A 12,220-nucleotide genomic window follows, 5' to 3' on the forward strand; every position below is an offset into this window, starting at 1 on the left:
ATACGTAGAAGAATTACTGAATACGCAAAAGGCCCCGAAATTCGGGGCCTTTTTACGATCAAAACAATTTATTATTAATTAAAAAGTACTTCCTCTTCAGTAACCGTCTGAATCTGTTGTTCTGTGTAGGTATACCTTCCTGTATGGGCGATAAACACATCTTTTTGCTCCAGTAAACTACGGTTGGCCAATAAGGTTTTTAAGCTTACACTTCCGATCACATATTTGTAATCCTGACGTGAGAAGCGTTCTACAATATTCTCTACCTGTAATTTTTCTACAGTATATTCATGAACATAACGCAGGTAAACTTCGATGTTTACATTATCCGTGTGGATCAATCCGTTTTGCTGGTGGTATTTTTTGTACTCGTAACGGTAATCATATCTCAATGCGGCGATGTCTGAAAGTACTGCTGCACCTGTTGGATGGCCACCTGCACCTTTTCCGAAAAAGAACTGCTTGTCGGCAAAAGCCGCCTGAACCGTTACCCCATTGTATTCGTTCTCTACATTGTAAAGGAAATCATCGGATTTAACAAATTTCGGCAACACATAGGTAACCACTTGTTTGGTGCTGATTTTACGTGCAGTAGGAACAAGTTTGATCTTGAAGTTTTTCTCTCTTGCATACCTGATGTCGTTTTCGCTCAGGTTTTGAATGCCGATATTCAGGATTTTATCCGGATTAATGAACAAGCCATAAGCATGTGCGGTAGCGATCGCCAGTTTGAATTTAGGGTCATAACCACCCACATCCAGAATAGGATCAGTCTCTGCAAAGCCAAGGTCCTGTGCCTGCTTTAAAGCAACGCCATATTCCAGGTTTTCATTGAAGATTTTGGAAAGGATATAGTTGGAAGAACCGTTAAAGATTCCGCTGATGCCGTGAAGCAATTCATTGTCGTAATATTCTTCCAGGTTTCTGATGATGGGAATACTTCCGCATACCGCACCTTCATAAAGTAAGGAAGCGCCATGTTTTTCCTGTAATTCTACCAGTTCTGCCAAATGGGTAGCGATCATTTTCTTGTTGGCAGAAACCACGTTTTTACCACTGATCAGGGCACGTTTGGTAATGGTGAAGGCCGCATCTGCATCATCGATCAGTTCGACAATGGTATTGATCTCTTCGTTATTTAAAATCTCGTCGTGATTGGTGGTGAAAAGGTGTGCATCTAAGCTGCGTTTCTTATCCGGGTTTTTGATGGCGATTTTAATGATCTCCAGGTTAAGGTCCTGACCACGAATGATGTCGTGTAATCCCTGCCCTACAACTCCAAATCCAAATAAACCAATTTTAAGTTTCTTGCTCATCTAAGTACTATGCTGTTTTATGTAATTTAATTATTTTCTTGTTGATACTTTCTTTCAGGAAGTTGCCGATCACATTGGTCAGAATGTCTGTCTCAATCAGGAAACCATCATGGCCATAAGCCGATTTGATGGAATGAAAGGCGGCATCCGGAATGTGTTTGGCCAGGAATTCCTGTTCGCTGATCGGGAACAATACATCGTTCTCTACGCCAATCACCAAAGTGTTTGGTTTTACGCCAGACAGGGCTTCTGTGACACTTTTACGGCCTCTGCCCACATTGTGGCTGTCCATCGCTTTGCTCAGGTACCAGTAGCTGTAAGCATTGAAACGCTTGCACAACTTTTCTCCCTGGTAATTTTGGTAGGAAGAAGCGCGGAAAGAACCCGTCTTGTCGTTTACGCTTTCCAGCTGGGTATCGGTATAGGCATCGTAGCTGCGGTAAGACAATAAAGCAATGCTTCTTGCTGTTTTCAGACCCTTTAAACCGCCATCTGGTTTCTGCGCATAGAAACTTCTGTCGGTACTGATGGCCAGACGCTGACTTTCATTGAAAGCAATTCCCCATGGGGAATGAACGGCATTGGTGGCGACCAGGATCAGGTTCTCTATCGCTGAACCATCGGTGATGGCCCATTCCAGCGCTTGTTGTCCGCCAAGAGAACCGCCAATTAAGACTTTAATGTCTTTAATGCCCAGGTGTTCTGCCAGTAAACGGTGTGCAGAAACGAGGTCACGGATCGTAAATTCCGGGAAAGAAAGGTAATAAGGTAATCCCGTTACAGGATTTTCGCTTAATGGATTGGTACTTCCATAATGGGAACCCAATACATTGGCGCAAATGATAAAATGTTCTTCCGGATTAAACAGGTCGTTATTTCCGAAAAGGCCTTTCCACCAATCCAGCACATCTGAGTTCGCCGTCAAAGCATGACAGGCCCAGATCACGTTGTCTTTCTTGGCGTTCAGTTTTCCATAGGTCTGATAAGCGAGCTCTATTTTGCGCAATTTTTTGCCATTTTCCAGCTTGAAAGTCTTGTTATGGGGATATGTGGAGATAGTGCTCATTGTTTAGTTTTGGTTGATTGCAGCAAATGCCTGTTCAAAATCTGCTTTTATGTCGTCGATATGTTCAATTCCTACGGATACACGCAATAGGTTTGGTGTTACCCCGGCGGCAATCTGTTCGCTTTCGCTCAGCTGCTGGTGGGTGGTTGCTGCGGGCTGGATGATCAGTGTTTTGGCATCTCCAACGTTCGCGAGGTGGCTTACCAGTTTCAAATTGTCTACCAATGCCGTAGCCTGGCTTTTCTCTCCATGAAGTTCAAAAGACAAGACCGCTCCGAATCCGTTCTGCAGGTATTTCTTCGCATTGGCATGATATGGACTGCTTTCCAGACCAGGATAGTTCACACTTTTTACAGCTTCATGATTTTCCAGCCAGTTGGCCAATGCGAGTGCATTGTCTACATGGCGCTGTACCCGAAGCGAAAGGGTTTCCAATCCCTGGATCAGCAGGAAAGAGTTGAAAGGGGAGATGGCAGGACCGAAATCCCTCAAACCTTCTACACGGGCACGGATGATGAACTGGATGTTTCCGAATGGACCACCGATGCCAAAGACATCGTTAAATACCAATCCGTTATATCCTTCTGAAGGTTCGGTAAACTGTTTGAACTTCCCGTTGCCCCAGTTGTAATTCCCGCCGTCAACGATTACCCCACCGATACTTGTTCCATGTCCGCCGATCCATTTAGTGGCCGATTGAACGACCACATGGGCGCCATGCTCCAATGGGCGGAACAGGTATCCGGCAGCACCGAAAGTATTGTCAACAATGAGTGGAAGGTTGTGTTTACCTGCGATAGAAGAGATCTTTTCAAAATCAGCAATGCTGAAAGAAGGATTTCCTATGCTTTCTAAATAAAGTGCTTTGGTGTTGGCATCGATCTTGGCTTCAAAGTCTGAAGCGTCATCGCCATTGGCAAATTTAACTTCAATGCCTAAACGCTTAAAGGCTACTTTGAACTGGTTGTAAGAACCACCATATAAATGAGAGGAAGACACGAAATTATCTCCGGCTTCCAGGATGTTATTTAAGGCAATGAATTGTGCTGCTTGTCCGGAGCTCACTGCCAGGGCAGCAACACCGCCTTCCAAAGCGGCAACACGTTTCTCAAAAACGTCTGTTGTAGGATTCATAATCCTGGTATAGATATTTCCGAATTCTTTTAAAGCAAAGAGGTTGGCGCCATGTTCTGAGTTTTTGAATCCATAAGAAGTAGTCTGATATAAAGGAACGGCTCTTGAACCTGTTGTTGGGTCAATTTCCTGACCTGCGTGTATCTGAAGGGTTTCGAATTTATGATTGGCTGACATATGTTATTCTTTTAAGCGTTTGGTAAATAAGGATTTAAGGAATCTGCTCATGCGGTAATCTTGCATAAGGGGATATAGCTGTTTAGCGTACCTCAAAGAGGCCTTCCGGATGGATCAAGAATGCAAAAGGAAGATTTTGTTGATTATCGTATGCAACAGCACATACAAATCGTATGCTGCGGGCAACAATAATTAAAAGAATCTGATGTAATTTTAACTGTTCTCATTGTCTTAATTTATCTCTCCAGATGGCACCATGCCAGCCGGTCAGGAATTGGCACCTTCTCCATTTTGGGAGGGTTGCCAGTGGGTCAAAGAGCCTGTCTCTCGCCACTTCTTTATAAATCAAAACCCAGTTTAAGAGGTGATGACTTGAATAGCTTTCGCTAAGAATAGTTCAAATGTAAAGCTAAGTGACAAAATAACCAAAATTATATTCTGGTTATTTTGTAATCAACTGATAATAAGTATTATAAATTGTTGTTTTGAAATTTTATTTTTGTTAGTTTGGTTGTTTTTTAAGCCAAAGCCTGATTGAAATCTGCGATAAGATCATCGATGTGTTCTAGTCCGACAGAGACCCGAATTAAATTTTGTGGGGTCTTGGTGTCCGGACCTTCTACCGAAGCGCGGTGCTCGATCAAGCTTTCTACGCCGCCCAGACTGGTGGCCTGAGCAAACAGCTTTACGGTATTTACCACTTTACGGGCTTCATCGGCTCCGCCGGCTACTAATACAGACAGCATGCCTCCGAAACCACTCATTTGCTGACGGGCAATTTCATATTGAGGGTGGGTAGGCAATCCCGGATAAAATACTCCTTCAATTTTTGGGTGCTGTTCTAGATATAAGGCCAGGGCCATTCCGTTTTCGCAATGCCCGCGCATGCGGTAAGGAAGTGTTTTGATGCTTCTCAAGAGCAAAAAGCAATCAAAAGGAGAAGGTACTGCTCCACCAATCTGCTGGATATTTCTAATCTTTTCCCAAAGCGGCGTCTTTTCTGCAGTAATCAGGACACCTCCTAAAACATCACTATGGCCTCCAATATATTTGGTAGAAGAATGCATCACAATATCTGCACCTAAAGCAATCGGGTTTTGCAGACATGGAGAAGCAAAGGTACTGTCGCAGGCCAGAACGAGCTTATGTTCTTTTGCAATCGCTGCAATGGCTTTAAGGTCTGTAATTTTTAAAAGTGGGTTAGAAGGCGTCTCTACCCAGATCAAAACGGTATTTTCCCTGATGTAATCAGGAATGCTGCTCAAATCGGTCAGGTCGATAAAGTCGATGGTCAGGGTGTCGGCAAAAATAGATTGTAATTGTTTCTTGAATCCCCAGTACATGTCGTCAGGAGCAATGATATGGCTTCCTGGTTTTAAGGCTTGAAAAAGAGACATACCTGCCGTATTACCGGAAGAAAAGGCACAGGCATCAGCTCCATGCTCCAGATCTGTTAATACTTGCTCTAGTGCTGAACGGTTCGGGTTACTTACACGGCTGTACATATGTCCGCCGGAATAGCCACCGTCCTCATCTCTGAAAAAAGTTGTGGACAAATTAATAGGCGGCGTGACATCTTTTGTGCTGCTCTCATACAAATTTCCGGAATGGATCGCTAAAGTTTCTGGTTTCATTTTCAGGAGGATAAATAGTGAATTAAGGCTCTTGGTACAACAATGCTAAAGGTAAAAATTATTCTGTTGAAGTTTTGGCAAGATTTATGTATTAGAGAAGAAAAACAAATTGATATGAAAAGAATATTCCTGATAGCAGCCATTTTATGCAGTTCATTAATGGTTTTGCAAAGTTGTTCACCAAAAGGTGGTGGCGCTGCTCAAACTGTTGTTAAGCGTGGCGATGTAACAGGTAACTGGGTGCTAAACGACATTACTTATGAAGGCATTCCTCAGTCATCTGTAAAAACATTGTTTGGTGAGAGCTCAGCTAATTGCTTTGTGGGAAGTACCTGGAGATTAACAAATAGTGGTAATGGAAGTTACAGCTTGCCAGGTGGTGCATCATGTGCAGCAAAAACACAGACCATTTACTGGTCGGCAAGTGTTCCGGATCAGACTTTCCAGTTCAAGAAATTATATGAAGGTGATAAAGCGAAAAACGTAACTGAAGGTTACAGATTGGTACTTTCTTCTTCAACAAAAACATCATTGGTGATCAAATCGCCGGTAGAATATGGTAATTCGACTGCTTATATCGTGTTAAACTTTACAGCAGCAGCAAAATAGTTTTTAGTAAATTTTGGTTTAGGTTAAGGGGACTCAGTGGTGTGGGTCCTCTTTTTTTTTACACCCTGCCCACAAAAAATAACCTTCGTTTCGGCCATCTTGCACTTTAAAAAACGCTATTTTTGCGGCAATTAAGAAATGTTATGGTCACAGATCTGATTATACTCTGTATAGTCTCCTTTTTTGCCGGATTTATTGATGCCATTGTTGGTGGGGGAGGTTTACTCCAAACACCAGCCATCATGATCGTTTTGCCACAGTATTCCGTGGCTACTCTTTTTGGAACTACCAAAATCCCTTCGCTATCAGGAACGGCATTCGCCGCCTGGAAATATTCGCAGAATGTAACACTAAACTGGAAATTACTGATCTATGTGGCCATGCTGGCTTTTGTCGGGGCGATCCTTGGTGCGCATAGCATTACGCTGATCGACAATACTGTGGTTAAACCGGTAGTGTTTTTCATACTGATTGCCGTGGCGGTCTATACTTATTTCAATAAGAGTTTCGGGGTGCACCAGCACAAAGACCATAGCCTGTTCCAGCAAATGGCCATTGGCCTTTTCTTCGGTTTTGTTATTGGCTTCTATGACGGACTGATCGGACCGGGAACGGGAACTTTTTTTATCCTTGCCTTTATTGCTTTACTGGGTTATGATTTTCTGCATGCCAGTGCGAGTGCAAAGCTGATCAATATGGCCACGAACATTGCGGCTATCTGCTATTTCGGAAGTACCGGACATATTCTTTATGAGTTTGCCATTCCTATGGCTTTTTGTAATGTCGGGGGATCTTTCCTCGGTACTAAACTGGCCTTATTAAAAGGCAATAAATTTATCAGGATCTTTTTTCTGATCGTTGTTTTCGGGACGATCCTGAGGTTTGCCTATGATATCTTTATCAAGGCATAATTGATTTTAAATGAAGAAAAATAAACTTTTTGTTGTTGCGATTATTACATTTTCTACGGTTCTTTTAGGTCTTGCTTTTGGCCTGTCCACGATAAAAACGGTGGTTGCGGTGAGGAGACCTGTCAACTTTCCTGCTCCTTTTCAAAAGGACCCTGCCTTAACGGTAGAAGGGATCACCCTCGGACAAAAGCTGTTTGATGATGTATCCTTGTCCAAAAATGGAAAGCTGGCCTGTGCTTCCTGTCACAATCAGGTCGATGCCTACTCCAGTGCGGGCATTAAGATCAATGAAGGGGTAAATGATCAGATCTTAGGGACGAGAAATACCCCGGCGCTGATGAACCTGCAATGGAAACATTCTTATTTCAGGGATGGTAGGGAAACAAAACTTCAGAATACCGCGATCAATGCTTTTATAAGCCCGGCAGAGATGGGGGAGACAATGGATAACGTGGTAAAGAAAATCAATCAATCCCCGATTTATAAACAACATTTTAAAACGATTTTTGGCATTGAAGAAATCAAAGCTAAAGACATTACCGGGGCAATTGAACAATACCTGTTGTCGCTGGTTTCTGCCAATTCCCGCTACGATCAGCTGGTGGCAAAGCAGAAAGATACTTTTAGTCCGGATGAAAAGGAAGGATTGAAATTGTTTAAAGACAATTGTGCTTCCTGTCATGCTACGGATTTGTTCAGTGACGAATCGCTTAGGAATATAGGAACAGCAATGGCCAATGATCCGGTAAAGAAATTTAAAGTACCGAGTTTAAGAAACGCAGAAGTGAGCGGTCCTTACCTTCATGATGGCAGGTTCAATACACTGGAAGAGGTATTGGAATATTATGCTTCCGGAGTAAAGAAAGAAGCCGGACTGGATCCTTTGCTACAGCAGCATGGTCAAACAGGAATTCCTTTAACGGGCGCAGAGCAGAAAAAGATCATCCTGTTTTTGAAGACATTAACAGACCATGCTTTTATCAATAAAACCACGCTTCAATAAACCGTATTTACGTGCTGTTTAGTGCATTTTTTTCTGGACTTTGACAGAACACAAATTCTATCAGTTGCTTTGTGCATTACAGAATATTTTTCGATAAATTTGATGGGTGTAATATTTTTTAAGAATATTATATTTGCCGCCTGATTAAAATAATCTGCGTGGAAATACGCTCTTTAGAAAAAAAATTAACACATCTCAAATATGAAAATCGATAGGATAGAAATTTAGAACTGGATGCTTTAAGCGGGAAATTCTAAATTTCTGCAATCAGTCAAGACCTCCCCAATAGACTTACTATGAAAAAAATCTGCCTCTTAACCTGTCTTATGACCTGGGTTATCGCTTCAAACGCGCAAACGAATACTTTTCCTCCAATGGGGAACGCCGGAATTGGTACAGTTGATCCGAAAGCTAAATTAAGTTTCAATAATCTAAATGATGGATCTGATGGGCCAGATGGTATAACATGGTATAGCCCTGATCCTCTGCATTACGGTATTCACAGAACAGAAGGGGCTTGGACTCAGCCTAACTATCAGCAATTAAGGCTAGTCTGGGATACAGGTATTATTCTTAATCCGGGAACGCTGTATGGCAAGAGTTATGTTGATATTCAGGGGGCTGGTTTAAGGGTGACCTCCGGTAATATCGGAATAGGAACTATAAATCCCTTATCAAAATTTCATGTCCAGGCAGATGCCAATACCTCAGGTGCTCCGGCTAATTCGCAGGTTTTAATTGGAGGTACAACAAATCCGGAAAAAAGACTTTCATTAGCCTACAATACCTCTTCCAACTATGCAGAATTGCAGTCTCAGGCTTATACAGGATCTTATACTGCGATCATTCTAAACCCCAATGGCGGAAACGTAGGTATTGGTACAAACAATCCTTCAGCTAAGCTTGCCGTAGAAGGAAATATCAAAGCTAGAGAAATTAAGGTAGAAAGTACAGTTTGGCCGGATTATGTATTCGATAAAGACTATCAGCTTCCTACTTTAAAAGAGATAGAAAAACATATTCAGGAAAAGGGTCATTTGCCTGGGATCCCTTCTGCAAAAGAAGTGAAAGAGAATGGGATTGAGCTCGGAGAAATGAATGCGAAATTGCTACAGAAAATAGAAGAGTTAACGCTCCATTTGATTGAGAAGGATAAACAGTTAAACAAGGTTAACGCGGTTAATAATGAATATGGGAAAAGACTCCAGGACCTGGAAAGCAAGATCAATTTGCTTTTGGTAAAGTAAAAGATTGCTGATACTTATGGATTAGCTAAAGCATGCTGTAATAACGAAAAACAATAACGATTAATAAAACTTAAGTAAGTGCTAGTTATTTATTAAATTAACACAAATTATTAACGCCTTAATGATATTTGTTTGCCTAGTAGCTCAAGTATTTAGAAAGTGCCATTATCCAACTTAAATGAAACAAATTTTTCTGCCAGTTTTCTCATTGACAAATAGGAATGAATATGTGAAGCAACAAAAGTGCGTATATTCAGAATTCAGAATTGCATTAATACTGATAACTATATTATTGTCGAATGTCTATCCTGCTGTGTCACAAGTGAATTATCAAACAGACTTCACTATGGCTAATCTTACAAGATTTGTACCTGCAGCCCCTGCGATGGCTAATTTTCAGCGATATGGAGATACCCCTGTTAACCATTACACTGGAATACCTGATATAAGTTTTGCTTTAGGTTCAATCAAACTTAAAAACTTTGAATGGCCGTTGAGCATTAGTTATCATGCAGGAGGTAATAAAGTACAAGAATTTGCAAATCCGGCGGGTCTTGGTTGGGTAGTAAATGCAGGTGGCTTTATATCTTGTAAAGTGATGGGATTAATGGACGTTAGAGATGAACAACCAGAAGTCAAAAGGTCTTATTATCTGGCAAAAAGGTACGATCCTTATGATGGTGACTGTTCAAATACACAAGACATATTTTTTAATTGGCAGGATGTCGATGAAGCGGATAGACATATAGCTGCAAATGATCTGTATCAACCTGATTTGTTTTATATAAGTACGCCTGTAATAAATAGTAAATTTTTAATTAAAGATGGAGCTGGCTATACAAGTCCGAGAAATGATCTTAGTATTTCATTGAAAAAAAATGATGAAATGTTTAGCGAATATTCATTAGAATTTCTTGTTAAGGACTCCAAAGGAAATAAATTTTATTTTAATCGCATGGCGATATCCTCCACTTCAAGCATGTGTAATGGAACGCTGATCCCAGGTTCAGAAAATCCAGGTTTCGCCCTTACAAAAGTAATCACTTATGAAGGAGAAGAGCTGAATTTTACGTATTCTAAGGATACCTATAACAATCCAGAAGCACCCAGTGCAACCTACAAACGTTTAGTCGATAATCAATGTTCCAGATGTTATGTAGATGCACAACCTCAGAATGTCATCTGTACAAATACCAGCTATGTTCAGGAATACAGGTTGAGCCAAATCGTTTCCAGCAATGGTCAAAAGGTAATATTTGATTATAGTACAAGAGCCGATAATACCAGTTCCCAGAAACTTAACGAAATTAAATTTTACAATACAACAAGCGGCTCTGATGTCTTAATGAATTCCTGGGTTTTGAATCAAACTTATTTTGGTTCATCGAACGACAACAATCTTCGCTTAAAACTGGATTCTATATCTCAGAAAGATAGTCAGGGTAAAGTCGCAGAAACCTACAAATTTGGTTATAATCCTTTAAACCTACCGGAACGGGTTTCTACTCGAATTGATTTTGGTGGTTATTTTAATAATTACGGGTATGATATTTCAACAGGAAGTAATATTATGCGAACTGCTGATCTTACTTATGTACAGGCGTCAATCTTAAATAAAGTCACTTATCCCACAGGAGGTCATACGAGTTATGAGTATGCACTTAATTCTGGAAACGTTAGCGGTTTAAGGATCCAATCTTTGCGTAATTATGATGTTGATGATCAATTGCTATCGACAAAGAGTTTTGAGTATGAAAAACCACTTAATGACGCATTGGCTTTTGAAACTCAGGAAGAAAGTTATTTGTTTGGTAATAATCCATCAAATTGCGCAGTTAATAATGATTTACCTTCCAGTTCTCTACAGTTGTTCACTTGTTATACCATATCAACACAAACTAGTCCTATTGTTGATAATGTTTCCAGATTCTTCGATACGTCGATCGCATACGGCTTAGTAACCGAGTACAATGGTATCGATGGGGCTGGGGGGAAAACAGTTTATAGTTATGACGATCCAGAAGCTCTTAATTATCACAATAGGAGCGATATATTGGGCTTAATTAGAGGAACTTTGACTGCTAAAAATACGTACAAAAAAGAGGGCTTGAATTATGGTTTGGTTAACTCTGTGAAGTACTATTACGAAATTCCTGCCAATAATACTTCTGGGTTTTGGGAAGATGCAACTCATCCAATGGAGAAAAGATTTTGGATTAAAACGCTTCGATTGATGCATCCAGATCTTTCTTATTCAATTAATGATATGCAAGGACGTTGTTATCCCAGAGAGTTTGGGCAGTCAGATTTCAGATTAGCCATATTACCATTGTATTTAAGGAAAGTAGAAAACAGAACATACGAGGGAGGCTTGGAGGTATTAAACACTCAGTTCTTAGATTATAAAAATGATGTGATTTTATTACCATCTCATACCTATTCGACAAATAGTGACGGCTTAACTACGCATGAATATTCATTTTATGCCGGTTCCGACAATAGCTCCTTAAATCTTAGCACGCCGGAAATACAAGCACACCAATATTATCTTTCACAAAATAGAGTTAATGAAACTGTATTTCGTAAAATTACAAAAAATGATCGTGATATTTTTTCCGATAGAATTTTTTATAAGCTGTACAATGGAATTGCAAGGTTTGAGAAAGAAATCATTTCCCCATCTGGAGGCATTGACTATAAACAAGTTGAAGTGCTTTCTTATGATGGTTATGGCAACCCATTAAATGTAAGAACCGATACGGTTAAGCAGACTAGTTACCTGTGGAGTTATAATGGTAAATACGCTGTTGCTGAAATAAAGAACAGCGATTATGCCGCCGTAAGAAATATTTTAGGACAAACAGCAATAGATGCATTTCTCAATTCAAATCCGGATAAAGCTGCGATAGACAGTTTTATTAATCCATTAAGAACCGGACTTCCAAATACGCAGATTAGTAGCGTTTCCTATAAACCACTAATTGGTGTAACAAGTCAGACAGATGCTAAAGGGCAAACAACCTACTATGAATATGATCACTTCCAACGACTACTGAATATTAAAGATCAGCAGGGGAATATTGTTAAATCTTACGAATACCATCTAAAACCATAAGCGCACTC

At 40.5% G+C, this 12,220-nt stretch carries 9 protein-coding genes and 1 riboswitch; of the genes, 5 read left to right on the forward strand and 4 right to left on the reverse strand.

The window, feature by feature from the left end; translation table 11 throughout:
- Window positions 1-74 precede the first annotated feature (74 nt).
- From BLQ87_RS01795 to BLQ87_RS01810, 4 genes are all read right to left on the reverse strand, one after another.
- On the reverse strand, window positions 75-1,316 hold the full coding sequence (locus BLQ87_RS01795) for a homoserine dehydrogenase (protein ID WP_074604396.1): 1,242 nt from the start codon (window positions 1,314-1,316) through the stop codon (window positions 75-77).
- 7 nt (window positions 1,317-1,323) lie between these two features.
- A complete protein-coding gene (locus BLQ87_RS01800) occupies window positions 1,324-2,382 on the reverse strand; it encodes a homoserine O-acetyltransferase family protein (RefSeq protein ID WP_074604399.1) in 1,059 nt (352 codons plus the stop codon).
- Between the two features lie 3 nt (window positions 2,383-2,385).
- Complete coding sequence (locus BLQ87_RS01805; RefSeq protein WP_074604402.1) at window positions 2,386-3,693, reverse strand: O-acetylhomoserine aminocarboxypropyltransferase/cysteine synthase family protein; 1,308 nt, start codon at window positions 3,691-3,693, stop codon at window positions 2,386-2,388.
- A 233-nt stretch (window positions 3,694-3,926) separates the two neighbouring features.
- A riboswitch (SAM riboswitch) is annotated at window positions 3,927-4,040 on the reverse strand.
- Between the two features lie 171 nt (window positions 4,041-4,211).
- On the reverse strand, window positions 4,212-5,327 hold the full coding sequence (locus BLQ87_RS01810) for a trans-sulfuration enzyme family protein (protein WP_074604403.1): 1,116 nt from the start codon (window positions 5,325-5,327) through the stop codon (window positions 4,212-4,214).
- Between the two features lie 114 nt (window positions 5,328-5,441).
- Here BLQ87_RS01810 and BLQ87_RS01815 point away from each other — a divergent pair, with 114 nt between their 5' ends.
- The 5 genes from BLQ87_RS01815 to BLQ87_RS01835 all read left to right on the forward strand — a co-directional run bounded on the left by BLQ87_RS01815 (window position 5,442) and on the right by BLQ87_RS01835 (window position 12,212).
- A complete protein-coding gene (locus tag BLQ87_RS01815) occupies window positions 5,442-5,936 on the forward strand; it encodes a lipocalin family protein (RefSeq protein WP_074604901.1) in 495 nt (164 codons plus the stop codon).
- 143 nt (window positions 5,937-6,079) lie between these two features.
- A complete protein-coding gene (locus BLQ87_RS01820) occupies window positions 6,080-6,847 on the forward strand; it encodes a sulfite exporter TauE/SafE family protein (protein ID WP_074604405.1) in 768 nt (255 codons plus the stop codon).
- Window positions 6,848-6,857: 10 nt separating this feature from the next.
- Window positions 6,858-7,850 carry a cytochrome-c peroxidase gene (locus BLQ87_RS01825; RefSeq protein WP_074604407.1) on the forward strand — a complete coding sequence of 331 codons (993 nt, stop codon included), beginning with the start codon at window positions 6,858-6,860 and terminating at the stop codon, window positions 7,848-7,850.
- A 296-nt stretch (window positions 7,851-8,146) separates the two neighbouring features.
- A complete protein-coding gene (locus BLQ87_RS01830) occupies window positions 8,147-9,097 on the forward strand; it encodes a hypothetical protein (protein ID WP_074604409.1) in 951 nt (316 codons plus the stop codon).
- 346 nt (window positions 9,098-9,443) lie between these two features.
- A complete protein-coding gene (locus BLQ87_RS01835; RefSeq protein ID WP_143010305.1) occupies window positions 9,444-12,212 on the forward strand; it encodes a hypothetical protein in 2,769 nt (922 codons plus the stop codon).
- Window positions 12,213-12,220: the final 8 nt, after the last annotated feature.

Origin of the sequence: Pedobacter steynii, from assembly GCF_900103665.1 — a bacterium.
Lineage (GTDB): Bacteria > Bacteroidota > Bacteroidia > Sphingobacteriales > Sphingobacteriaceae > Pedobacter > Pedobacter steynii.